This window comes from Pseudomonas sp. B21-035, assembly GCF_024748945.1.
In the GTDB taxonomy this organism is placed as follows: Bacteria; Pseudomonadota; Gammaproteobacteria; order Pseudomonadales; family Pseudomonadaceae; genus Aquipseudomonas.
The window spans coordinates 4,947,218-4,969,774 of the sequence record NZ_CP087179.1 but is presented as its reverse complement, the minus strand read 5'-3'; the positions used below and the strand labels follow the sequence as shown (position 1 = coordinate 4,969,774).

General features: G+C 58.4%; 21 protein-coding genes, 5 tRNA genes and 1 pseudogene. 18 read left to right on the top strand and 9 right to left on the bottom strand.

Annotation, left to right across the window (positions count from 1 at the left end; genetic code table 11):
* Window positions 1–66: 66 nt before the first annotated feature.
* Window positions 67–1,089 (bottom strand): outer membrane protein assembly factor BamD, encoded by a 1,023-nt coding sequence (locus LOY22_RS22670; RefSeq protein WP_045200810.1) that lies wholly within the window; start codon window positions 1,087–1,089, stop codon window positions 67–69.
* Between the two features lie 150 nt (window positions 1,090–1,239).
* Here LOY22_RS22670 and rluD point away from each other — a divergent pair, with 150 nt between their 5' ends.
* From rluD to LOY22_RS22630, 8 genes are all read left to right on the top strand, one after another.
* Window positions 1,240–2,202 (top strand): 23S rRNA pseudouridine(1911/1915/1917) synthase RluD, encoded by a 963-nt coding sequence (rluD, locus tag LOY22_RS22665; protein WP_038998723.1) that lies wholly within the window; start codon window positions 1,240–1,242, stop codon window positions 2,200–2,202.
* The gene (pgeF, locus tag LOY22_RS22660; RefSeq protein WP_258594926.1) at window positions 2,199–2,939 is read left to right on the top strand and encodes a peptidoglycan editing factor PgeF; all 741 of its coding nucleotides are present in this window, start codon (window positions 2,199–2,201) and stop codon (window positions 2,937–2,939) included. Before rluD ends, pgeF begins: the two co-directional genes overlap by 4 nt.
* 124 nt (window positions 2,940–3,063) lie before the next feature.
* Entirely contained in the window at window positions 3,064–5,628 is a 2,565-nt protein-coding gene (gene clpB / locus LOY22_RS22655; protein ID WP_258594924.1) for an ATP-dependent chaperone ClpB, read from the top strand.
* A gap of 303 nt (window positions 5,629–5,931) precedes the next feature.
* A tRNA-Asn gene (locus LOY22_RS22650) sits at window positions 5,932–6,007 on the top strand.
* A gap of 10 nt (window positions 6,008–6,017) precedes the next feature.
* Window positions 6,018–6,094: transfer RNA gene (locus LOY22_RS22645), tRNA-Pro, on the top strand.
* Window positions 6,095–6,099: 5 nt separating this feature from the next.
* Window positions 6,100–6,175, top strand: a tRNA-Lys gene (locus tag LOY22_RS22640).
* A gap of 99 nt (window positions 6,176–6,274) precedes the next feature.
* Window positions 6,275–6,351 (top strand) — tRNA-Pro (locus tag LOY22_RS22635).
* Between the two features lie 96 nt (window positions 6,352–6,447).
* Entirely contained in the window at window positions 6,448–6,978 is a 531-nt protein-coding gene (locus LOY22_RS22630) for a dihydrofolate reductase family protein (RefSeq protein ID WP_258594922.1), read from the top strand.
* Between the two features lie 134 nt (window positions 6,979–7,112).
* On the opposite strand, the gene LOY22_RS22625 is transcribed toward LOY22_RS22630, so the two are convergent.
* The 3 genes from LOY22_RS22625 to LOY22_RS22615 form a co-directional block, all read right to left on the bottom strand.
* Window positions 7,113–8,408 carry an NAD(P)/FAD-dependent oxidoreductase gene (locus tag LOY22_RS22625; RefSeq protein WP_045200816.1) on the bottom strand — a complete coding sequence of 432 codons (1,296 nt, stop codon included), beginning with the start codon at window positions 8,406–8,408 and terminating at the stop codon, window positions 7,113–7,115.
* An 84-nt stretch (window positions 8,409–8,492) separates the two neighbouring features.
* A complete protein-coding gene (locus LOY22_RS22620; RefSeq protein WP_045200819.1) occupies window positions 8,493–8,666 on the bottom strand; it encodes a DUF3094 family protein in 174 nt (57 codons plus the stop codon).
* 168 nt (window positions 8,667–8,834) lie between these two features.
* Window positions 8,835–9,464, bottom strand: a complete 630-nt coding sequence (locus tag LOY22_RS22615) for a DUF1780 domain-containing protein (RefSeq protein WP_010220617.1) — start codon at window positions 9,462–9,464, stop codon at window positions 8,835–8,837.
* Window positions 9,465–9,585: 121 nt separating this feature from the next.
* Here LOY22_RS22615 and LOY22_RS22610 point away from each other — a divergent pair, with 121 nt between their 5' ends.
* Together LOY22_RS22610 and LOY22_RS22605 are read left to right on the top strand one after the other, a co-directional pair.
* Window positions 9,586–10,047 (top strand): hypothetical protein, encoded by a 462-nt coding sequence (locus LOY22_RS22610; RefSeq protein ID WP_213603237.1) that lies wholly within the window; start codon window positions 9,586–9,588, stop codon window positions 10,045–10,047.
* A gap of 45 nt (window positions 10,048–10,092) precedes the next feature.
* The gene (locus tag LOY22_RS22605) at window positions 10,093–10,782 is read left to right on the top strand and encodes an energy-coupling factor ABC transporter permease (protein WP_045200823.1); all 690 of its coding nucleotides are present in this window, start codon (window positions 10,093–10,095) and stop codon (window positions 10,780–10,782) included.
* Window positions 10,783–10,786: 4 nt separating this feature from the next.
* On the opposite strand, the gene yacG is transcribed toward LOY22_RS22605, so the two are convergent.
* The 4 genes from yacG to LOY22_RS22585 are packed head-to-tail and all read right to left on the bottom strand — an operon-like array spanning window position 10,787 to window position 13,687.
* On the bottom strand, window positions 10,787–10,987 hold the full coding sequence (yacG, locus tag LOY22_RS22600; RefSeq protein ID WP_045200825.1) for a DNA gyrase inhibitor YacG: 201 nt from the start codon (window positions 10,985–10,987) through the stop codon (window positions 10,787–10,789).
* Window positions 10,984–11,607 carry a dephospho-CoA kinase gene (gene coaE / locus LOY22_RS22595; protein ID WP_045200827.1) on the bottom strand — a complete coding sequence of 208 codons (624 nt, stop codon included), beginning with the start codon at window positions 11,605–11,607 and terminating at the stop codon, window positions 10,984–10,986. Before coaE ends, yacG begins: the two co-directional genes overlap by 4 nt.
* Window positions 11,607–12,476, bottom strand: a complete 870-nt coding sequence (locus LOY22_RS22590) for an A24 family peptidase (protein WP_258594917.1) — start codon at window positions 12,474–12,476, stop codon at window positions 11,607–11,609. Before LOY22_RS22590 ends, coaE begins: the two co-directional genes overlap by 1 nt.
* 2 nt (window positions 12,477–12,478) lie before the next feature.
* Window positions 12,479–13,687, bottom strand: a complete 1,209-nt coding sequence (locus LOY22_RS22585) for a type II secretion system F family protein (RefSeq protein ID WP_258594915.1) — start codon at window positions 13,685–13,687, stop codon at window positions 12,479–12,481.
* 217 nt (window positions 13,688–13,904) lie between these two features.
* Between LOY22_RS22585 and LOY22_RS22580 the strand changes: the two genes are divergently transcribed.
* The 8 genes and pseudogenes from LOY22_RS22580 to LOY22_RS22545 all read left to right on the top strand — a co-directional run bounded on the left by LOY22_RS22580 (window position 13,905) and on the right by LOY22_RS22545 (window position 22,109).
* Window positions 13,905–14,315 carry a pilin gene (locus tag LOY22_RS22580; protein ID WP_093379440.1) on the top strand — a complete coding sequence of 137 codons (411 nt, stop codon included), beginning with the start codon at window positions 13,905–13,907 and terminating at the stop codon, window positions 14,313–14,315.
* Window positions 14,316–14,385: 70 nt separating this feature from the next.
* A tRNA-Thr gene (locus tag LOY22_RS22575) sits at window positions 14,386–14,461 on the top strand.
* 164 nt (window positions 14,462–14,625) lie between these two features.
* Window positions 14,626–15,955, top strand: a pseudogene (locus tag LOY22_RS22570) (tyrosine-type recombinase/integrase).
* 895 nt (window positions 15,956–16,850) lie between these two features.
* Entirely contained in the window at window positions 16,851–17,831 is a 981-nt protein-coding gene (locus tag LOY22_RS22565) for an integrase domain-containing protein (protein WP_258597840.1), read from the top strand.
* A complete protein-coding gene (locus LOY22_RS22560; RefSeq protein WP_258594913.1) occupies window positions 17,828–18,109 on the top strand; it encodes a hypothetical protein in 282 nt (93 codons plus the stop codon). The genes LOY22_RS22565 and LOY22_RS22560 overlap by 4 nt, the downstream gene beginning before the upstream one ends.
* Window positions 18,110–18,289: 180 nt before the next feature.
* On the top strand, window positions 18,290–19,312 hold the full coding sequence (locus LOY22_RS22555) for a hypothetical protein (protein WP_258594911.1): 1,023 nt from the start codon (window positions 18,290–18,292) through the stop codon (window positions 19,310–19,312).
* 291 nt (window positions 19,313–19,603) lie between these two features.
* Window positions 19,604–20,647 carry a hypothetical protein gene (locus tag LOY22_RS22550; protein ID WP_258594909.1) on the top strand — a complete coding sequence of 348 codons (1,044 nt, stop codon included), beginning with the start codon at window positions 19,604–19,606 and terminating at the stop codon, window positions 20,645–20,647.
* A 931-nt stretch (window positions 20,648–21,578) separates the two neighbouring features.
* A complete protein-coding gene (locus LOY22_RS22545) occupies window positions 21,579–22,109 on the top strand; it encodes a hypothetical protein (protein ID WP_258594907.1) in 531 nt (176 codons plus the stop codon).
* Between the two features lie 66 nt (window positions 22,110–22,175).
* Here LOY22_RS22545 and LOY22_RS22540 read toward each other — a convergent pair whose 3' ends face one another.
* Window positions 22,176–22,544: a YcgJ family protein gene (locus LOY22_RS22540; protein ID WP_258594905.1), complete on the bottom strand. Its 369-nt coding sequence runs from the start codon at window positions 22,542–22,544 to the stop codon at window positions 22,176–22,178.
* Window positions 22,545–22,557 lie beyond the last annotated feature (13 nt).

Here is a 22,557-nt window from a genome sequence, read left to right as displayed (position 1 = left end):
TTCAGTCTAGGGCTCGGGCATGAAAAAAGGGAGGCCTTGGCCTCCCTTTATCTTTTACACGATGGCTCAGTCGAACACACCGAAGGTCATGTAGCTGAACCAGGAGCGGTCTTCGTTGTTACCTTCCGCTTCGTGGTTTTCTTCTTCGATGACGTCACCGTTGGCATCTTTAGGCAGCAGCTCTTGCGGGATCGCGTCCTTGGCGTCCTGGTACTGCTTCACCACGTCCTGGTTGGCACGGGTTTCACCCGGCGGCAGCGGCGGGGCGGTATTGATCAGGCCCAGGGTGGCCTTGGACAGCCACGAGCGGTTGTCGGCTTCGTTCTGCTGCGGCACGAACTGGCCATCGACCAGGCTCGGGTGGTCCGGGTAGTTGAGCTTGAGGGTTTCCAGGCTGGTGGCCGCCAGTTCGTCCAGGTGCAGGCGCATGTAGGCTTCGGTCATCACCGCCAGGCCGTCGCCGACCGATGGGGTTTCCTGGAAGTTCTCTACTACATAGCGGCCACGGTTGGCGGCAGCGACATAGGCCTGACGGGTCAGGTAGTAGTCGGCCACGTGGATTTCGTAGGAAGCCAGCAGGTTGCGCAGGTAGATCATGCGCTGCTTGGCGTCAGGCGAATAGCGGCTGTTGGGGAAGCGGCTGGTCAGCTGGGCGAATTCGTTGTACGAGTCGCGGGCAGCGCCCGGGTCACGCTTGGTCATGTCCAGCGGCAGGAAGCGCGCCAGCAGGCCGCGGTCCTGGTCGAACGAGGTCAGACCCTTGAGGTAGTAGGCGTAGTCGACGTTCGGATGCTGCGGATGCAAGCGAATGAAGCGCTCGGCGGCAGACTTGGCAGCCTCCGGTTCGGCGTTTTTATAGTTCGCGTAGATCAGCTCGAGCTGGGCCTGGTCGGCGTAGCGGCCGAACGGATAGCGCGATTCCAGAGCCTTCAGCTTGCTTGTGGCGCTGGTATAGCTGTGGTTGTCCAGGTCGGCCTGCGCCTGCTGGTACAGCTCGGCTTCGCTCAGGTTTTCGTCGACGACTTCCTTCGAAGAACAAGCAGCGGTCAGTCCGAGGATGGCGATCAGCAGCAGGTGTTTCACTTGCATGGCGGCTTGCGTCCCTATGACGGCCGCTGTCTTGGGCGTGGCCGTCCTGTTATGATGAGCACCCCGATGCAACCCTCGGGGCAAAAGACGTCGTATTTAACCACAAGCGCGCAGTCGAAACCAAAGGCTGTGCCGCCCGCTGATTCGAGCATGTCCGAGATCATTCAACTTCGCGCAGAGGTGCCGTCCGAATTGGGCGGGCAACGCCTCGACCAAGTCGCCGCCCAATTGTTCGCTGAGCACTCGCGCTCGCGCCTGTCCACCTGGATCAAGGAGGGGCGCCTGACGGTCGATGGCGCTGTCCTGCGTCCGCGCGATATCGTCCACGGCGGTGCGCTGCTGGCGCTCGATGCCGAGCAGGAAGCCCAGGGCGAGTGGGTGGCCCAGGACATCGAGCTGGATATCGTCTATGAAGACGACCACATCCTGGTGATCAACAAGCCTGCCGGGCTTGTGGTCCACCCGGCTGCGGGCCACGCCGATGGCACCCTGCTCAATGCCCTGCTGCACCACGTGCCGGACATCATCAACGTGCCGCGCGCCGGTATCGTCCACCGCCTGGACAAGGACACCACCGGTCTGATGGTGGTGGCCAAGACCATCCAGGCGCAGACCCAGCTGGTTGCCCAGTTGCAAAGCCGCAGCGTCAGCCGCATCTATGAATGCATCGTGATCGGTGTGGTCACGGCCGGCGGCAAGATCAACGCACCGATCGGTCGCCACGGCGGTCAGCGCCAGCGCATGGCGGTCACCGAAGGCGGCAAGCCTGCGGTCAGCCACTATCGCGTACTGGAGCGCTTCCGCTCGCACACCCACGTGCGGGTCAAGCTCGAAACCGGGCGTACCCACCAGATCCGCGTGCACATGGCCCACGTCAACTTCCCGTTGGTCGGCGACCCGGTCTACGGCGGGCGCTTCCGCATTCCGCCAGCGGCCAGCCTGACCATGGTCGACGCGCTCAAGACCTTCCCGCGCCAGGCCCTGCATGCACGCTTCCTGGAGCTCGATCACCCGGTGACCGGCGAGCGCATGGGTTGGGAATCGGCGCTGCCGGACGACTTCGTCTGGCTGCTGTCGCTGCTCAAGCAGGACCGCGAGGCGTTCGTCGGATGAGCGAGCTGACGCAAGCGCTGCTGTTCCCGGACTGGCCTGCGCCAGCCCGGGTGCGCGCCTGCGTCACTACGCGCAGCGGCGGGGTCAGCCTGCCGCCCTATGAAAGTTTCAACCTCGGAGATCATGTTGGCGATGCGCCAGCAGCGGTGGCCGAGAACCGCCGGCGCCTGACCACCGAGTTCGGCATCCAGCCGGCCTGGCTCAAGCAGGTGCATGGCGTAGTTGTAGCCAAAGCCGACCCCGAGGTGATCGCCGAGGCTGATGCCAGCTACAGCGACACCCCTGGCATTGCCTGCACGGTCATGACCGCCGACTGCTTGCCGGTGCTGTTCTGCGATCGCGCCGGCACCCGCGTAGCCGCCGCCCATGCGGGCTGGCGCGGGCTGGCCAACGGTGTGCTGGAGGCGACTCTGGAACGCTTGGCACTGCCGCCCGAAGAGGTGCTGGTGTGGCTGGGCCCGGCGATTGGCCCGCAAGCCTTTGAAGTCGGCCTTGAGGTTCGTGATGCGTTCACGACCGTTCATCCGGAAACTGCCCAGGCCTTCGTGCCCGGTGCCCAGCCCGGCAAGCTGATGGCCGACATCTACCAGCTGGCCCGCCTTCGCCTTGCAGCGCGCGGCGTCAATGCCGTCTATGGTGGTGGCTTGTGCACCGTCAGCGACCCGCGCTTCTATTCTTATCGGCGCACCCCGCAGGGTGGCCGCTTCGCTTCGCTGGTCTGGCTGGCAGCGCGCTGACCTGGATCAAGCCCGCCTAGCTTGAATCTTCCAGAATCACCCTTATCTACAGTGGTATCTCTGGCAGGTTTTTCTTCATCAGGTGTGTCCATCGCTCCGACCTGCCCATAAAGGAAGGTAACCCATGCGAATAGACCGTTTGACCAGCAAGCTGCAATTAGCATTATCCGATTCCCAATCCCTGGCCGTGGGTATGGACCATCCGGCCATCGAGCCTGCGCACCTGGTGCAGGCCCTGATCGATCAGCAGGGCGGTTCGATCAAGCCGTTGCTGATGCAGGTCGGCTTTGACGTCAACAGCCTGCGCAAGGCGTTGAGCAAAGAGCTCGACCAGCTGCCGAAAATCCAGAACCCGACCGGCGACGTCAACATGTCCCAGGACCTGGCGCGTCTGCTCAACCAGGCCGACCGCCTGGCCCAGCAGAAGGGAGACCAGTTCATCTCCAGCGAGCTTGTGCTGCTGGCGGCCATGGACGAGAACAGCAAGCTTGGCAAGTTGCTGCTCAGCCAGGGCGTGAGCAAAAAGGCCCTGGAAAATGCCATCAGCAACCTGCGCGGCGGCGAGGCGGTCAATGACCCCAACGCCGAAGAGTCGCGCCAGGCCCTGGACAAATACACCGTCGACCTGACCAAGCGCGCCGAAGACGGCAAGCTTGACCCGGTGATCGGCCGTGACGATGAAATCCGCCGGACCATCCAGGTGCTGCAACGCCGGACCAAGAACAACCCGGTGCTGATCGGTGAGCCTGGCGTCGGTAAGACCGCCATCGCCGAAGGCCTGGCCCAGCGCATCATTAATGGTGAAGTGCCGGACGGCCTTAAAGGCAAGCGCCTGCTGTCGCTGGACATGGGCGCGCTGATCGCCGGTGCCAAGTTTCGCGGTGAGTTCGAAGAGCGCCTCAAAGGCTTGCTCAACGAGCTGTCCAAGCAGGAAGGGCAGATCATCCTGTTCATCGACGAGCTGCACACGATGGTCGGCGCCGGTAAAGGCGAAGGCTCGATGGACGCCGGCAACATGCTCAAGCCGGCCCTGGCCCGTGGTGAACTGCACTGCGTCGGCGCCACTACGCTGAACGAGTACCGCCAGTACATTGAAAAGGACGCAGCGCTTGAGCGGCGTTTCCAGAAGGTGCTGGTAGAAGAGCCGAGCGAAGAAGACACCATCGCCATCCTGCGTGGCCTCAAAGAGCGTTACGAGGTGCACCACAAGGTGGCGATCACCGACGGCGCGATCATCGCCGCGGCCAAGCTCAGCCATCGCTACATCACTGACCGGCAGCTGCCGGACAAGGCCATCGACTTGATCGACGAAGCGGCCAGCCGCATCCGCATGGAGATCGACTCCAAGCCGGAAGTGCTCGACCGCCTGGAGCGCCGCCTGATTCAACTGAAGGTTGAGTCCCAGGCGCTGAAGAAAGAGGACGACGAAGCCGCGCTCAAACGCCTGGAGAAACTCACCGAAGAGATCGCCCGGCTGGAGCGCGAGTACGCTGACCTGGAAGAGATCTGGACCTCGGAAAAAGCCGAAGTACAGGGCTCGGCGCAGATCCAGCAGAAAATCGAGCAATCGCGTCAGGAGCTCGAAGCGGCCCGGCGCAAGGGCGACCTCAGCCGCATGGCCGAGCTGCAGTACGGGGTGATCCCGGACCTGGAGCGCAGCCTGCAGATGGTCGACCAGCACGGCAAGGCGGAAAACCAGCTGCTGCGTAACAAGGTAACTGAAGAAGAGATCGCCGAAGTCGTGTCGAAGTGGACCGGCATCCCGGTGTCGAAGATGCTCGAAGGCGAGCGGGAAAAACTGCTGAAGATGGAAAGCCTGCTGCACGAGCGGGTGATCGGCCAGGAAGAAGCCGTGGTGGCAGTGTCCAACGCCGTGCGCCGTTCGCGTGCCGGCCTTTCGGACCCGAACCGCCCGAGCGGCTCGTTCCTGTTCCTCGGCCCGACCGGTGTCGGTAAAACCGAGCTGTGCAAGGCGCTGGCGGAGTTTCTCTTCGACACTGAAGAGGCCATGGTGCGCATCGACATGTCCGAGTTCATGGAGAAACACTCCGTGGCTCGCCTGATCGGTGCTCCACCAGGCTACGTAGGCTATGAAGAGGGCGGCTACCTGACCGAAGCCGTGCGGCGCAAACCTTATGCGGTGCTGCTGCTGGACGAGGTCGAGAAGGCCCACCCGGATGTGTTCAACGTGTTGCTGCAGGTGCTGGAAGACGGTCGCCTGACTGACAGCCACGGGCGGACGGTGGATTTCCGCAATACCGTGATCGTCATGACCTCCAACCTGGGCTCTTCGCAGATCCAGGAGCTGGTGGGTGATCGTGAAGCGCAGCGTGCGGCGGTGATGGATGCCGTGGGTTCGCACTTCCGGCCGGAGTTCATCAACCGGATCGACGAAGTGGTGGTGTTCGAACCGCTGGGTCGCGAGCAGATTGCTGGCATCACCCAGATACAGCTCGGCCGCCTGCGCAGCCGTCTGGCCGAACGTGAGCTGAGCCTTGAGCTGAGCCCCGAGGCGCTGGATAAACTGATCGCCGTCGGTTACGACCCGGTCTATGGCGCACGGCCGCTGAAACGGGCGATCCAGCGCTGGATCGAGAACCCGTTGGCGCAGCTGATCCTGTCGGGCCAGTTCCTGCCAGGCAGCGCCATCACGGCGAAGGTCGAGGGCGAAGAGATCGTCTTCGCCTGAGTTTTCGGCGGGTTACGCTAAGGCCTCGAATTTCGAGGCCTTTTTTCTTTGCATTTTTTCTCGAGTGCTTGTAAAGTGCGCCCCGCTGTATGTCGCCCCGCAGCTTCCCGGCAAAATTGGGAATCTGAAAAAAAGTTGCAAATCAGTAAGTTGAATGCAAATTAGGGGTTGACAAGGGTTTTGAAGGTTGTAGAATAGCGCGCCTCAGAGACATGAACGCAGCGATGCACAAGGTCGAAGAGTTCGAAGCGGTAGTGATACAGCACTCGAAATTGCAGCACTGTTGTAATTGAAATTGATAGTTCCGCGATAGCTCAGTCGGTAGAGCAAATGACTGTTAATCATTGGGTCCCAGGTTCGAGTCCTGGTCGCGGAGCCAAATTTCAAGCCGGGGTATAGCGCAGTCCGGTAGCGCGCCTGCTTTGGGAGCAGGATGTCAGGAGTTCGAATCCCCTTACCCCGACCATCTTAGGGTCGTTAGCTCAGTTGGTAGAGCAGTTGGCTTTTAACCAATTGGTCGTAGGTTCGAATCCTACACGACCCACCATTTTTGAATCCGGTACGCTGGGTTCAAATCTTAAAAGGTTGGTTTGCCATTAGCAGCCAGCCATAAAAAAGGCACCTTAATCGGAGCCTTTTTTTTTACCGGGGTATAGCGCAGTCCGGTAGCGCGCCTGCTTTGGGAGCAGGATGTCAGGAGTTCGAATCCCCTTACCCCGACCATCTTCAGAAAGAAGGGCACCTTGCAAAAGGTGCCCTTTTTTCGTTTCTGCGCCCTGGCTGATACTATCCGGCTATTTCCTGCAAAGGAGTTGCGCCGTGCCCCTGAAAACCTCCGTGTACATCGCCACCAGCCTCGATGGCTTCATCGCCCGTGAGAGCGGTGAGCTGGACTGGCTGATGGTTGCCACCAGCTCCAGTGACGATCACGGCTATGCGGCGTACATGGCCACCATCGACACCCTGGTCATGGGCCGCAACACCTTCGAGAAGGTCCTGACCTTTGGCGAGTGGCCGTATCCGCACAAGCGTGTGGTGGTGCTGAGCAGCACCTTGCAGCAGGCCGATATGCAGCATGGCGTTGAAGTGCACCCGGGGCCGGTCGCCGACCTGGTCGAGCACCTGAATGAAACAGGCGCCAAGGGCCTGTACCTCGATGGCGGGCAGGTGATTCAGAGCTTTTTGCGCGAAGGCCGGCTGGATGAACTGACCATCACCCGCATACCGGTGTTGCTGGGCAGCGGCATCCCGCTGTTCGGGGCCCTGGCGAAGGACGTGACGCTGCAGCATCTGCGCAGCACCACCTTTGAAAGCGGCTTTGTGCAGAGTACTTATCGGGTACTGAAATAAACAATGCCGACGCCATCGCGGGTCAAGTCGGGTCGCCGCACCGCCGCTCCCACAGAAACACCGCCATACCTGTGGGAGCGGCGGTGCGACGCCTCGACTTGACCCGCGATGAGGCCCTCAAAGCCAATACAAAATCAGTGCAGCTTCAACCGCGGCTCAGTCCCGCGGCCGATCCGGCTGCCGAGCATCAGCATCAGCGTACGGAAAGTCCCATACAGCGCCATCTGGTGCATGCGATACAGCGACACATAAAACATCCGCGCCAACCAGCCCTCGAGCATCACGCTACCGGTCAGGTTACCCATCAGGTTACCCACCGCCGAGAAGCGCGACAGCGACACCAGCGAGCCGTAATCCCGGTACGCATAAGTTGGCAACGGCTTGCCTTCCAGGCGCGCCTTCAACCCCTTGGCCAGCAACGACGCCTGCTGATGCGCAGCCTGTGCCCGTGGCGGCACGTTACGGTCGCTACCCGGTTGCGGGCAGGCAGCACAGTCGCCAAAGGCGAAAATGTTGTCGTCCAGAGTAGTCTGCAGGGTAGGGCGTACCACTAGCTGGTTGATGCGGTTGGTTTCCAGGCCGTCGATGTCCTTGAGGAACCCCGGCGCCCGAATACCCGCCGCCCACACCTTGAGGCTGGCCTGAATCACCTCGCCATTGCTGGTGCGCAGCTCATCGGCCGTCACTTCGCTGACCGCCGCGTTGGTCATCACTGTCACCCCGAGTTTTTCCAGGGTCTTGTGCACCGGCACGCTGATGCGCTCCGGCAGTGCTGGCAGCACCCGCGGGCCGGCTTCGATCAGGGTGATGTGCATGTCTTTTGGCTGGATACGATCCAGGCCATAAGCCGCCAGTTCGTGGGCCGCGTGATGCAGCTCGGCGGCAAGCTCGACACCGGTAGCGCCGGCACCAACGATGGCCACGCTGATTTTTTCATGGGCCTGATCACCTGCGTGGGCACGCAGGTAATGGTTGAGCAGTTGCTGGTGGAAACGCTCGGCCTGCTTGCGGGTGTCGAGGAACAGGCAATGCTGCGCCGCGCCCAGGGTGCCGAAGTCGTTGGTGTTGCTGCCCACCGCGATCACCAGGGTGTCATAGCCCAGGGTGCGCGCAGGCAGCAGCTCGCGACCGTCCTCATCGAGGGTCGCGGCCAGCTGGATCTGCTTGGTTTCGCGGTCCAGGCCGCTCATGCGCCCGAGCTGGAACTGAAAGTGATTCCACTTGGCCTGGGCCACGTAGTTCAGTTCGTCTTCGGAAGAGTTGAGCGAGCCGGCCGCCACTTCGTGCAGCAGCGGCTTCCAGATGTGCGTCAGGTTGGCGTCGACCAGGGTGATGCTGGCGCTACCCTTTTTGCCCAGGGTCTTACCCAGGCGGGTCGCCAGTTCCAGGCCGCCGGCGCCGCCGCCGACAATCACTATACGGTGAGTCATGGAGATATCTCATAAGGTTTACGGAATTCGGGTCTTGAGTGGTAGGCCGCACGGGGCGGGCGTTGTGGGCGAGCGCAAGGCAGCTCATAGCACCAGTTGACTCAAGAGGCGGCTCAACAAGCCGAGCGCAACCGTTACGGCCACCACCAGCACAAGGAGCAGCCAGGGCCGGAAAGGCTTGCGCTCGACTTGGTGCTGAGGGGCTTGCAGGTATTCATCGACACGACGCTGGTCATCGGGATTCAGGCGGCTGGTCATGAGGGCCTCGTCAGATAGACGCTTGTGACTGTGGGAAAGCTACAGTGTTCACTGTAGTTGCTCGAAGGTCGCCCATCTTTCAGTCACTTGGCTGTCTTTATAACGAATGATTGCGCTTTGTATCACCGGCGCAGAATTTATGCCATCGGGCTTTGGCAGGGGGCCAGCTCAGAGGCTGATTCCGACATCAAAAACGATGCTGCGCCCCAGATTGCCACGCAAGAAATCCGGCGCATCGGGGTGGGCGAACAGCACCCGGGCGAAGGTCGGGCCCACCAGCGACAACGAGCGCCAGCCCTGGCGCAGATATTCGGTGGGTGGCGGGAAGTGGCTATTGAGGTCGAGCACTTCGCGCTTGAGGCTGGCGAAGGCAATGATGTCCAGCTCGCTCAGGTCGAGGCCGCGTTCCTGATAGTTGTGCGATTTTTTCCGCAGGGTCGGCGCCAGGCGCTGCAGCAGTTCCTGGGCGCTGATCCGCCGTGGCCGGGCCTCGCGGCGCACCAGCTGGCTCAACGAAAAGGCACTGCGCCGGCGCTGCAGCTCTTCGCGCCACTCGTCGTTCAGGCGCCGGCCCTCATCGAGGACAAAAAACACCTCGAAGGCGGCATCGCGAAACAGCACGTCAGGCGGCTCTTGCCCGGCGGCGGCAAAATCTTCGCTGCGGTAAGGAATATTCAGGCCTTGCAGCAGGCGCTGGCAGACCCAACGCTCACGTTCCCATTTACGGGCATTGGATAGAAACGCATTGGCTTGTTCGGCCTGAATGGTGAGCAGGCGCAAGTAGTCTGAGTCGTCCATGGGCACAAGCTTAGCGTTCAATTGAGCTTTGCAGGAAATGTCTGCAAGCCATTGCTGCAACGCCGGGCCAGCGCCTAGACTGCGCACCCGTTGTGGGCTCAGTGAATATCAGGGAAGAAACATGAGCGTAGTGAAGATGGGCGGCATATTCGGTTCCGGCACGGTGGTTTGTGCCCTGGTGGTGTACGGCGTGGGCTTTTTGTTCTGGACGCCTACCGTGCCTTACGACACCCCGGATGGCCGCTATGTAGTGCTCAAGGAGGGCGATTCAGCGCCCTACAGCGTCAAGCTCATCGACCATCGCGGCGCAGAAGACGAAATCGTGCGCAGCTACGCCGAGTTCAACCCCAAGGTGCTCAGCGTCATGCCCGGCGATTACCGCTTGCGCCTGACCCTGAACGAGTTCGCTTGCTACGGCGCCTGGGCCGATGTGCAGGTGTCGGCGACCACCGTCAGCGTGGTCGAGCTGCAGCGCAACCCGAGTTGCCAGCCAGCAGACTGGCTGGTTGAAGGCGCGGTGTTCCGCCTGTTCGAGGCACCCAAAGCACCGGCGGAGGCTGATCAAGCCAGCCCCGAGGTGTAGACTGCCCCCAGGTCTATTGCCTCACTCGCACAAGGGTTATTTGCCGTGATCAGTGCCGCCGTACTTTCCAGCCAGACCCTGACCATCGCCTGGGTCGCCTATGTGCCCGTGCTGATCTGGGCGGTGGCGCGTACCCGCTGGCTGGAACTGTTCGCCGACAGCCGGCGCCAGCATTTGCTGTTTGGTACGGTGTTCGCCTTGTTTGCCCTGTGGCTGGTACGCCGCGACTTCGACACCGGGGTGTCGTATCACTTTATCGGCATGACCGCCGTCACCCTGCTGCTGGACTGGCCGCTGGCGATTGTCGGTGGCTTGCTGGCGCAGCTCGGCCTGCTGGCGCTGGGGCGTCAGGACCTGGCGGCGATGGGGGTCAATGGCCTGCTGCTGATCGGCCTGCCGGTGCTGGTCACCGAGGTGTGCGCGATCCTGGTGGAGCGAGCCCAGCCGCGCAACCTGTTCGTCTATATCTTCTGTTCAGGCTTTTTTGCCGCGGCGCTGTCGGCACTCTTGTGCCTGCTCGGTGGGCTGGGGTTGCTGTGGATGGACGGGCGGTTCGTCATGCCGGAGTGGATCGAGGACTTTATCGGCTACCTGTGGCTGATCATCTTCCCCGAAGCCTTCATCAACGGCATGGTGGTCAGCGCCCTGGTGGTGTTCTGCCCGGAGTGGCTGGAGACCTTCAACCGGACCCGCTACCTGCAGGCCCCGTGGAAGGATGACGACCCCGAGCGCTGAGGCCTCAGTGACGCGGGTCGAGCTCGCCGGAGAACAGCTCGTCTTCGGCATCCGGAGCGACCGGAATCTTGTGCTCTTCCGAGGCCCAGGCACCCAGGTCGATCAGCTTGCAGCGGTCGGAACAGAACGGCCTAAACGCGCTGGCGGCGCTCCATTCCACAGGGGCGCCACAGGTCGGGCAATCTACGGTCGTTGGTTGGCTCATGCTTGGCCTCCTCGCAAAGTCAGGTAAAAGTGGTGCAGGCGGTCGACCTCCGAATGCAGCCAGGCCAGGTCGCGGTCGTTGACGATCACGTCGTGGGCGTGGCTAAGGCGTTGTTCACGGCTGGCCTGGGCCTTGAGGATGGCCTGCACCTGCTCAGTGCTGGTCTGGTCGCGCAGCAGGGTGCGTTGCACCTGCAGTGCCTGCGGCGCATCGATCACCAGTAGGCGGTCGGTGCGTTTGTACTGGCCAGACTCGACCATCAACGGCGAAACAAACACCGCATAGGGCGACTCGGCCTTGGCCAGGTAGCTGAAGATCTCCTGGCCGATCAAGGGATGCAGCAGCGCTTCGAGCCACAGCCGTTGCTGCGGGTCGGCGAAGATCAGCTCGCGTAGGGCGGCGCGGTTGAGCTGGCCGTCTTCGAGCAGCACCCCCGGGCCGAAACGCTCGACGATACTCGCCAGCGCCGGGCGGCCCGGCTCGACCACCCAGCGCGCGGCCTGGTCGGCGTCGACCAGGTGCACACCCAGCTCGACAAAGCGCTGCGCGGCGGCGCTCTTGCCACTGCCGATGCCGCCGGTGAGGCCGAGAATCCAGGGGGTGAAAGCAGCGGTGGTCATCAGAATCCGGAATATTTCAGATAGGAAGTGGTTATTTGACCACCCCAGAGCAGCGCGATCCAGCCCGCAATGGCCAGATAGGGACCAAAGGGGATCGGCGTGCTCGCCTGCTTGCGCTGCAGGCGCAGCATAACCAGGCCGATCACCGCCCCCAGCAGCGACGACAACAGCAAGGTCAGCGGCAAAATCTGCCAGCCGCCCCAGGCGCCGAGCATGGCCAGCAACTTGAAATCGCCATAGCCCATGCCCTCTTTGCCGGTGACCAGCTTGAACACCCAGAACACCGACCACAGGCTCAGGTAACCGGCCACCGTGCCCCACAAGGCATCCTCCAGCGGGACGAACAGTTCAAAGGCATTGGCGATCAGCCCCAGCCACAACAACGGCAGCACCAGGGCATCGGGCAGCAGATGGTGCTCGATATCGATCAAGCTCATGGCCAGCAGGCCCCAACTCAGCACCATCAACGCCAGGGCCGCGACGGTAAAACCCAGATGCCAGGCGGCAAACAGCGTCAGCGCCCCGCAGGCAAGCTCCACCAGCGGATAGCGCGGGCTGATGCGCGCCTGGCAAGCGGAACAGCGCCCGCGCAAGGCCAGGTAACTCACCACCGGTATGTTTTCCCACGGGCGAATGCGGTGGGCGCAATGCGGGCATTGCGAGGGCGGTAAAAACAGGTCGAAGCGCGGCGCTTGTGCCTCGCTGGGCAACGCCAGTACCTCACGGGCTTCGGCCTGCCATTGGCGTTCGAGCATGATCGGCAGGCGATGCACCAGCACATTGAGAAAACTGCCGACAATCAGCCCGAGCAACAGGGCGAAGCTCAGGTACATCAGTGGCTGGCTGGCCAGGGTGTTCAACAGGTTCATGGTCAGATCACATTGCCCAGCTGGAAGATTGGCAGGTACATGGCGATCACCAGGCTGCCCACCAGCAACCCCAGGATCAGCACTATCAACGGCTCAATCAGGGCCGTGAGGGTGTCGAGCAGGTGGTCGATGGCCTGTTCATAGTGGCTAGCGATCCTGGCGAGCATATCGTCCAGCGTGCCGGCTGTCTCGCCAATGGCGCACATCTGCACCACCAACGGTGGGAACAACCCGCTGGCGCGCAGTGCCACGTTCAAGGCCAGGCCACTGGCAAGGTCGTCGCGCACCTTGTGCACCGCCTGCTCATACAACGGATTGCCGCAGGCCCCGGCAACCGGCCCCAGCGCCTCCACCAGCGGCACCCCGGCGGCAAACGAGGTCGACAGGGTGCGGGCAAAGCGGGCGAGGGCGGCGTGCCGGAGCAGGCTGCCAAGCACCGGCAAGCGCAGCGCCACGCGCACCAGCCACAAACGCGCCCCAGGCTTGTGCCGATAAGCCCAAACCAGCGCACTACAAGCGCCGCCGAACGTTATCAACAGCCACCCAAGGTGCGCGCCCAACCACTGCGACAAGCCAATCACCTGTTGAGTAAAGGCCGGCAGCTCGGCACCAAAACCGCCGAACAACGACTGAAAGCGCGGCACCACCTCCAGCAATAACAACGCCGACACCGCAAAGCCCACCAGCAACACCAGCAGAGGATAGGTCATGGCTTTTTTCAGCCGCATGCGCAGGGCCTGGCGTTGCTCCTGCAGCGCCGCCACCTGGGCCAGCACCGTCTCCAGGCTGCCGGACTGCTCACCGGCGTCCACCAGGTTGCAGTACAGCCGATCGAAGTACTGCGGGTGCCGGCGCAGGGCAGTGGCCAGGCTGCTGCCGGCGGCGATATCGGCCTTGATCGCCCCCAGCAGGCTGGCCAGCGCCGGGTTGGCGCTGCTCTGGGCCACTACATCCAACGCCTGCAACAGCGCCACCCCGGCCTTGACCAGGGTGGCCAGCTGGCGGCTGAACTGGCTCAGCGCCTTGCCATCCAGTGGCCGCCGCCATTGCCACAACGGCGGGCGCACACTGGCGATACGCCCCGGGCGAATCCCGCGCTGGCGCAACTGCGCCCTGATCAACGCCGGGCTGCGCGCCGCACTCTGGCCGCTGATCAAGGCACCTTGGGCGTTGGTGCCTTGCCAGCTGTACATCCGGTTGCTTTCGGTCATCGCCACATCCTTGTTGCGCTGCCTTGCACAAGCCTGGTAACAGCTCCAGGCCCCGAGTGGCGAGCAGGGTTGCCCGCCGCCCACTAGAGTAGTCGAGCCAGAGCGACCGAATGACCGTCACAGGGTGACAAAAGGTGTCTGTTCGGGCCTACTGGCGCGCCTGCTGGCGCCGCACCACTGCGGCCGGCATGAACTGATTTTGTGAGGGAGAGTGTCCATGAAAGGGCAACGCGGTATTACCTTGATCGAACTGATGATCGTGGTGGCGATCATCGGCATTCTGGCGACCATCGCCTTACCGATTTACACCAACAGCCAGGTCCGCACCAAAGCCACGGCGGCCCTGGTAGAAATTTCTGCGTTGAAGACCGCCTTCGACCTGCGCCTGAACGAAGGCAAAGACATCGCCAACGTCGCCGCCCTGGGCGGCCAGGAGCGCACCGCCCACTGCGCCATTGCCGCCAGCGGCACCGCGGCCACGGGCGTGGGCAGCATTGTCTGCACCCTGATCGACGCCCCGGCCATCGCCACCGACAAAACCATCACCCTGACCCGCGCCGCAAGCGGCTGGGCCTGCACCAGCACCCTCAACGAAGACCTCGCCCCGGCAGGCTGCAAAGCCCTCTGAAACAGACGCAATTGCTGTTAATAAACAGTGATTTGCGTAAGCGATCCGGCAGTGGTAGCGTTATCGCCACGCCGGTGTAGCTCAGTCGGTAGAGCAGCGCACTCGTAACGCGAAGGTCGCAGGTTCGATTCCTGTCTCCGGCACCACATCCAGCTCCAGAGTATTCCGTTGAATGCTTTGGAAGCCCTCTAAACCGGCCTTCTGGCCGGTTTTTAGTTTCCACGACCCTCCGTCGGGAACCAACAAAATCCCCAATAACCGGGGGTATTTTTGGGGTACAGCGTATTTCCTGAATGGAGAACGTACCCCTATGCCACGTCTAGCCACTCCGCTCAGCGACCTCAAATGCCGCACGGCCAAACCGCGTGATCGCGCCTACAAACTGTTCGACGGCGGGGGCATGTACCTGTACGTCGCACCCAGTGGTTCGAAGACTTGGCGGCTGCGGTATTTCAAACCCAACGGCAAGGAAGGCACGCTGATCATCGGCAAGTACCCCGTCGTTTCGTTGGCGGTCGCGAGGACAAAGCGCGATGAGGCCAAGGCTCTGTTGCTCGACAACCTTGATCCGATGGAAGAGAAGCAGAAGGCCAAGACCGCTGCCCAGCGTGCGAGTCTTCTGTTTGAAACCGTTGCCCTGGAGTGGCACGCCGAAATGTCCCGGCGTTGGACTGAGGGGCACGCCAAAACGGTGCTGAGCAGGTTGCGCACCCATGTGTTTCCACTGATTGGCCAGCGGCCTATCGCTGAACTCGACACCCACGATCTGCTTGAGGTCACCCAGCGGATCAAGGATCGCGGCACGATGGATGTTGCGCTGCGTGTGCAGAATTATCTATCCACGATCATGCGGGGCGCGAAGCGGGCGCGGCAGATCACTCAAAATCCGGCGCTCGATCTGGCCGGCTCGATTCAAGCGCCGCGCACCGTGCACCGTCCCGCACTCTCGCTAAACCGCCTTCCTGAACTGTTGGATCGAATCGACAACTACACCGGTCGTGAACTGACCCGGCTTGCAGTGCTGCTGACGTTGCATGTGTTCGTGCGCTCCAGCGAACTGCGCTTTGCTCGGTGGGATGAATTCGACCTTCAACGTGCGATGTGGGAGATCCCTGATACCCGCAAGCCGATTGAAGGCGTCCGCTATTCCACGCGCGGGACCAAGATGAGTGGTGACATTCAGATAGTGCCGCTGTCGCCTCAAGTCATCGAGATCCTTGAGCGGCTGCGCAGCTTGAATCGCTTCTCTGAACTGGTTTTGCCCGGTGACCACAGGTACTGGAAACCCTTGTCGGAGTAATACGGTTAACCAGGTGCTGCGCAATATGGGGTACGACACCACCAAGGACGTGTGTGGGCATGGCTTCAGGACCATGGCTTGTAGTGCCTTGCTCGAATCAGGGATGTGGACGGACGCGGCGATTGAGCGGCAGATGAGCCATCAGGAGCGTAACCGCGTGCGCGCTGCTTACATCCACAAGGCCCAATTTCTGGAGCAGCGTCGGTTGATCATGGCGTGGTGGAGTAACTACATCGATGCCAACAGATCGGGCCATGTCACTCCGCATGAGTTTGCCCATCCGGTAGGCGATAACGTCACCGCCTTGCCAAATGGCCATGGCGCATTCAATCGCGGGTGAGCCTGTAAGATCGGCGCTGGCTGCTCTTTCACGCGGGTCCATCCAAACAGGGCTGCAAAGCCGCCCTGTTTGGATGGACCTTACTTTGAAGAGCTAAAAGCCACGACATTGGCCGGGATTTACCACGGAATTCCACCGGTGGATAACCGCTTTTTACGTCCCAAGTAGCGGTGAATTTCGACCCTTGACCGTGTTTATCCACAGGCGTAGAACTGGCCGTGCAAGCGCTGTCGATGACAGCATCCCAGGTGACCCGAACCTTCAAGGTCACGCCGCTCACGCGGTGGTTCTTCCCAAGGGCGATTAGCATTCGGCAGCTCGCCCGGTCACTACCCATGTGATGAATGCTCTTTCACACATAGCGCTCGTGCGCCAGATACTCCGTACCTCGCTGCCCTGCAGCAACCTATCCGCTTGGCCAAATTTTTGCGCCAACCTGTGCCCGTCTCTTTCTTCTGGAAAGAGACGGGCACTTCTAACACTGCTGCAGCCCTGATCGCACAAGGCTTTGCGGCAATCCCCATCGTGACAATCGGCGTGACAAACGCCGATGTCACCAGCAACAGCGCTGTAGATGATGGTGCCGCAGACCACGGAATGGACTGCACCTGACTGACAGTCAGGCATGCCCCGGTCATCGCATTGCTGCGTTCAACCGGCTCAGGATCTTCAGGCGCTGGTTTAGTCAGCCAGCACTGCCTCTACCCGCCCACCGGCAACGGTGTTCAGGAGGCCAGATCATGAGATGCCCTTGCTCCCGGTTGTAAGGAGCCGCCAGTCCCGCGTACAGGACATTCCCCACAGGTCGCAGGGGCCTTGATCCCTGATAACACTCAGCATTCTTGGCGGGATGACGTGGGGCGAGGATCGGAGAACAGGCGATGAGGTGATCGACATGGCATTGGTAGGTAGGCGGGATGGCCGCAATTTCGGCTACGGCAGGCAACTGAGCTATGCAGGGCCGCAGGCGTTGAAAGACATGTTCGGCGGCGGCCACTACGGCACGGTGAAGGCACACTGTGATCGGTGGCAGGCATTCGTCAGATGGTGCCGCTCCGAACAAGGGGCCGGTATCAATGATGCGCGGCAGATTGATCGGAAGGTATTGGCGGACTATGCGGCGTACCTGCGTGACGTGGTAAGGCGCGGTGACCTTGCTGTCAGCACCGCACAAAACCGCCTATCCAGCGTTAACAGGACAATGGCGGCGCTGCGCGGTGATCAGTGTGTGAAATTGCCCAGTCCGAGCAAGGCGTTGGGAATGCAGCGCACCGGAGTTCGCCAATCGGCTCCGCAAGGCCAAGACCGCGATCAGGTTAATGAGATCGTCAATGCGCTTTGCCGCAATCATCAGCAACGGGCCGCTGCAATCGCTCTGTTGGCGCGAGCCACCGGCATGCGCTTGCGTGAGGCGATCCTAGCCGACTTGCCACGGCTGAGCCGTGAGGCTGAAGTCTTCGACAAGATCAATATCCAAGACGGCACTAAAGGCGGCCGCGCCGGCGCCTCGGCGCCACGTTGGATTGCGGTGGACGAGAATGTTCGAGGTGCCATTGAGTTTGCAAGGCAAGTGTCGCCTGTGGGTAGCCGCAACCTGATCGCACCCCACCAAGCCTACCTGAATGTCCTGCAAGAAATCATCCGCCCTGCGCGAGACATCCTGCATGCACATAACCTGAAAGGCTTCCATGAGCTACGAGCGGCATACGCATGTGAGCGCTATGAGCAAATCACCCAACATAGCGCGCCTATCAACGGCGGCCAATGTTGCCAGGTGAACAGGAACCTTGATCGTGAGGCCCGGAAGCAAATCAGCTACGAGCTGGGGCACGGTCGGATCAATGTGGTCGCTGCCTACGTCGGAGGGCGGACATGAGTAAGCAATTCGACATAGAACTGTTCTTGACTGGAGTGCTGACGGGGTCGCACGCAACCCAGCAACGTCATGTGCGACAGGCGAAAATCATCCAGGCTGAGATTACAAAGCGCTGGCAGCTTGAAACTCCTTGGGGTTGGCAGAGAAAGCATGTGGCTTGGTTTCTCGATCATCGCCTCGGTAACCGCAGCGAGGCAACGCGTTACTACTACTTGCTGACCGTGCGGTTGCTGGTTAGCCGATTGCAAAAAAACATGGGTATTCGGATCGCCAATTGACTGAGTGATCGCGCTGAGTCAGCAACCCTGCTGTTTACTCGTTAAGTGCGCGCTCCCCAGCATTTAGTTTGGGGCGCGACTAAAATTAAGCCGGGAGAGGTTGGAATGTTTTTTTGGCTGTACATATATACAGTCATGGTTAAGTGCGGAGAGCCTTTCAAGCTGCCACGGAGTTGCGATATGATTGCATATGGCCATCAATGCGCCATCACGGTAAAAGGCATTTTCATTAAAAAAGGCCCCCTTCGCATGGACGTACAAAAATTAAATCGGCTCAAAAAGCTTGAGCGAGAAGTGCAAGATTTTCATCCGCTGCTACGGGTATTATTGCATAGGTTGCCATACATCAGGAATTTAGAATATAACCAAGGGCCTGGTGAAAAGGGGGCGGATTTTGTATTGGAAAAAGTCGATGATGTTGTAGATATCACTACCTACGTCGGCGTCATTGTTAAGATTGGAAAAATCAAACTTGATTTTCAAGATATAGAGCGACAAATTGATGAGTGCGGCATGGAGCGCACATTCGATAATGGTAAGAAAAAGATATTTCTAAGCGAGATATGGATAATCACAAATGACGCCATTACCGAGCATGCTCAGCAAAAGATTCATCATAAATTTAAGCAGACCAAAATTATTTTCTTCGATGGAGAGAAAATTGCGGGGCTTATTGATAGGTTTTACGCTGAGTACTGGACTGATATCAGCATCAGTCTTGGGGAATACATAAGGAAGCTTCGCAGTTTTTCTGAAGGGCTAACTAGAAATTCGGCAATTTTGGAATTTCAGGAAGATATTAATATTGAGCAGCGAGTTGTTCGCGTCGGAAGAAAAGTAAGGCCTGATCAGGGAAGAAAAAGTAAAGACCTCCAATCTACAATTCATGATGCTATTAAAAACGAAAAAGCTATTTTCCTCGAAGGATTTATGGGGGCGGGTAAGTCCAATCTTGTAAAGCGGGCAATTGAGCGCATGACTGAGCCTGCCATAATCAATAACGAGAAAGTTATTCCAGTGGGTATGACTTTCAAAGATTATCTGGAAGCTTATCACGGCGATGTTGATAAAATAATTTCCAAGGTTGTTGATGAGTCTCAAACTGATCCTGAAAAGCATACTTACGTTATCTTTATCGATGGGCTTGATGAAGTTCCGCTTAGCGAGGAGGCTCGCCAAGATCGCCTTCGCGCTATTAGTTAAAATGTTAGGTCAAAAAGCAATGTTAAAGTAGTAGTTACCAGTCGCCCAATCGAAGACCTGAAAGAAAAAAATGAAATTGACAGATTTTTTTCTCGATTCCAGCTTATTCCTCTAACCACAAAGCAACTTTTAACCTTTATTGAAAAGGCTTGCGATAATCCGGTCGCTCTCGAACGGCTTACTGCCGGCATGGAAAGGTCCGCTTTGTTCAGGCATTTGCCCAAAACGCCCATCTCTGCGATTTTACTGGCGAGGATAGTTAAGGAGGACCCTGCAGAGCTTCCATCTACTATGACTGAACTCTACTCTAAGTATTGTGAATTGGTTTTAGGGCGATGGGATATGAGTAAAGGACTACAATCCCAAAAAGAGTACGAGGTGATTGATAGCGTTTGTATGGATCTTGGAGCATATGTAATCGAGAACGGGCTCAGCGATGTTTCATCTCGTGAAGTTCTTGGGTTCTTTGAGCGCTACATAGCGGAGAGAAACCTGAAAATGGAACCTGCTATTATATTTGATAAGTTTCTGGCTAAGAGGGAGGTTTTTAAATATAACAACAGAAATCTAGCGCTATCATTTAAGCATAGGACATTTGCCGAATATTTCTCAGCCAAAAAGATGCTGCGTGAGAATGCGGCTTTGGTTCATGACAGGGTCTTTGATCCATATTGGTGTACGGTTTACTTTTTCTTGGTTGGTCTGAAACGGGACTGTCCAGACTTGATGCGGGAAATTTTTGGGGTGGCTAATCTTACTCCGCAGCAAGAAATTGTTAAAGTCTTTCAAACCGGGCAATATCTTTTGGCTGGGCACCTGACTCCCTATAAAGTCATCCAAGAAGGGTTGAGCGGCAGCTTTAGACTTGCAGCTAGAATTCTGGACGATGCGCTTCAGGGGAAGAATCCGCTGTCAAGTCTACCTCCGGTCCAGCTCATATATCTCTTGGCGCATGGGATGAGCCATACCTATGGCTATAACTATTTTGAAGATGCTATTGGTGAGGGGGTGTTGGAAGTGGTGGAAGTATCTGGTGATGACCGGAGTCTTTATGAGTTGTTTTTCCTAGCAACCACAAATGCCTATCTTGGAAAAAACTCCGCGTTTGAGTCGTTGATCAAGCAGCACGGAAAAAATCTTCCAGAGTTGCTGAAGCTGGGGATTTCTCATTTCAACGATGATTTTTCGCTGAAGTCTGATGTCACCGCGAAGTATGTCAAAAAGCTTCATAAAAGCCTACAGTCGCGTGGTAATTTTCACGAAATTATCGCTAGCTTTTACGATATTTCTATTGCGGAAACTTTGGGTAAGCAAGAGATTATGCCTGCGGGTTAAAATTGTACGGACGTTTGCTGTTGTCCGCTCGGATTGTTGTTAGGTGGCTTCAATCATAGTTTTCAGCCTATGTCCAACCATTACGCGAGCGAATACAGTGCGGAAGGTATTGCCGATCATCCATATTCTAAGTTTTCCCTGACATGGGAGCACCCACTTAGCGGATCCCTCTTGACCGCTTCCTGACGGGGTAGTGGTATCGGGAGGGATGTGGGTAATTTAAATACTTGGGTGATACTTAATTTTGTTGCGATTTTCGAATAAGAATATAGGCGGCCGGATGCAAAGCGGCTCAGTAGTTAAATAAGTGAGCGCACAGTCAACGTGAGCACCCTGGAGATACCTAAGAGTGCAAGAAGACAGAAAAAGAAAGGGGCAGGCCACGATTCCATTCCTCGAATATATACAAGCGAGGGGGCTCGAAGGCTTATTACCATGGAGCCCTTAAATTATGAGGCGTGGTCTGTCCCCCTATTGTGCGAGGCACCGATCGGGCCCCACTTCTGGACTAAGATCGCCATTCACAAAGGGCAGCTTTGGGTCGTTTTCTGCCGTTCCTCACCTAGCATTTGAACCGGGTGGGCGTAGTTCTAATTGGATCCAGCGTAATTCCCGATTCGATTCCACTGAAATCCATAATTAGCTGATTTGTTTATAGATACCCTATGAGGTACATCAAAAAATCCACCAAATTCCAGCCCCGCGAAAACCGGGCCCTCACGTCCAACAACCGTCCGTCTGTCTCCGCACCAGATATCTGATTTCTAGTTGTCTGAGGCCAACACGAAATGACCAACAAAGCCTTCCTTGTGCGGGCTTTGTTGTTTCTGATTTTTTCTGGTGTCTTGTTGTGTCTCTGCTGGTCCAGGGATTGAGTATGGATGTTCAGGTGGTACCATAGATAAGTATTACGGATAATGGAATTCATGGAGTGTCCAGTGTGAAAAAATGGAGGTTAGTATTAATCGGTACAGTTTCGCTGTTCCTCGTAGCCTGTGAGAAAGCACCCTCTTATGCCTTCGAGGGCACATACTTCACAACTGAAGGTGAAGACTGCACGATTCCGGCAAGTGCGGAAGACAACGAGAATTATTTTTTAGAAATAACCAAGCAGGTACACAATGGAAGCGTGTCGTACTCCGCCAAGCTCCCATCAGTTGCAAAAGCCGAAATGCCTATTACTAGCGTGCAAAGCGCCTCGCCCACCAAAGACAATGAACTCACGTTCAACTTCACTCACGCCAAGCTGCCCGGCGCCGTGCCGGGGAGCTCAAAGATGAGCTTCGAAATTTCTGTAGTTCCTAATAAGAACAAGGAAAACCATCTCTGGCTAACTAAACAAAAGGCCATCATGGTTCGGGACGAGAAAGTAACCGAGTACGATGTTCTTGATAATTTGAGAAGATTTTTCGAACTCGGGAAGGCCGGGGCTTGCTTGAGAAAGGGAACAGCGGCAGGCTGAGTACAACAGGGAGGCGGTGTTGGCGAGGATAACCAGACGCGTTCAACCTCGCCCGCTACCTTTCGGTCATTCGCCAAACAGCGCCTTGGTGTATTTTTTGGAGACGGCTCCGGATCGCTCTCCGTTCGCGCCGTAGTAGCGATCTTCGCGACATAACCGCTCTTTCACGTCGCAGAATATCCCGTTGGCGAAGGTGAATTCGGTCAGGTCAACGTCACTCGATGTGAATACGTCGGTCGTCGCTGCCTTCTTGCCTAGGTACTTTTCCGTTAGATCGCGGGAGATGCCTTTGTCATTGGCGCACACGTAACGGTCGCAGAGTACGCCCGATGCAGGCGTTTTCAGTGCGGCTCGCTGTTTGGCCTGTGCGGGCATCACGCCCACGGCCAGCAGCAGCGCCAAAGAGAACAGTAGAGGTGATTTATTCATACTCATTGGACTTCGTTCA

Bases quoted from the DNA above. Each gene is read 5' to 3' on its own strand.
- LOY22_RS22580 (WP_093379440.1), top strand. From the start codon at position 13,905: ATGAAAGGGCAACGCGGTATTACCTTGATCGAACTGATGATCGTGGTG.
- LOY22_RS22560 (WP_258594913.1), top strand. From the start codon at position 17,828: ATGAGTAAGCAATTCGACATAGAACTGTTCTTGACTGGAGTGCTGACG.
- yacG (WP_045200825.1), bottom strand. From the start codon at position 10,987: ATGAGCCAACCAACGACCGTAGATTGCCCGACCTGTGGCGCCCCTGTG.
- coaE (WP_045200827.1), bottom strand. From the start codon at position 11,607: ATGACCACCGCTGCTTTCACCCCCTGGATTCTCGGCCTCACCGGCGGC.
- LOY22_RS22565 (WP_258597840.1), top strand. From the start codon at position 16,851: ATGGCATTGGTAGGTAGGCGGGATGGCCGCAATTTCGGCTACGGCAGG.
- LOY22_RS22670 (WP_045200810.1), bottom strand. From the start codon at position 1,089: ATGCAAGTGAAACACCTGCTGCTGATCGCCATCCTCGGACTGACCGCT.
- pgeF (WP_258594926.1), top strand. From the start codon at position 2,199: ATGAGCGAGCTGACGCAAGCGCTGCTGTTCCCGGACTGGCCTGCGCCA.
- LOY22_RS22550 (WP_258594909.1), top strand. From the start codon at position 19,604: ATGACTGAACTCTACTCTAAGTATTGTGAATTGGTTTTAGGGCGATGG.
- LOY22_RS22585 (WP_258594915.1), bottom strand. From the start codon at position 13,687: ATGACCGAAAGCAACCGGATGTACAGCTGGCAAGGCACCAACGCCCAA.
- clpB (WP_258594924.1), top strand. From the start codon at position 3,064: ATGCGAATAGACCGTTTGACCAGCAAGCTGCAATTAGCATTATCCGAT.
- LOY22_RS22555 (WP_258594911.1), top strand. From the start codon at position 18,290: ATGATTGCATATGGCCATCAATGCGCCATCACGGTAAAAGGCATTTTC.
- LOY22_RS22610 (WP_213603237.1), top strand. From the start codon at position 9,586: ATGAGCGTAGTGAAGATGGGCGGCATATTCGGTTCCGGCACGGTGGTT.
- LOY22_RS22590 (WP_258594917.1), bottom strand. From the start codon at position 12,476: ATGAACCTGTTGAACACCCTGGCCAGCCAGCCACTGATGTACCTGAGC.
- LOY22_RS22540 (WP_258594905.1), bottom strand. From the start codon at position 22,544: ATGAGTATGAATAAATCACCTCTACTGTTCTCTTTGGCGCTGCTGCTG.
- LOY22_RS22620 (WP_045200819.1), bottom strand. From the start codon at position 8,666: ATGACCAGCCGCCTGAATCCCGATGACCAGCGTCGTGTCGATGAATAC.
- rluD (WP_038998723.1), top strand. From the start codon at position 1,240: ATGTCCGAGATCATTCAACTTCGCGCAGAGGTGCCGTCCGAATTGGGC.
- LOY22_RS22615 (WP_010220617.1), bottom strand. From the start codon at position 9,464: ATGGACGACTCAGACTACTTGCGCCTGCTCACCATTCAGGCCGAACAA.
- LOY22_RS22625 (WP_045200816.1), bottom strand. From the start codon at position 8,408: ATGACTCACCGTATAGTGATTGTCGGCGGCGGCGCCGGCGGCCTGGAA.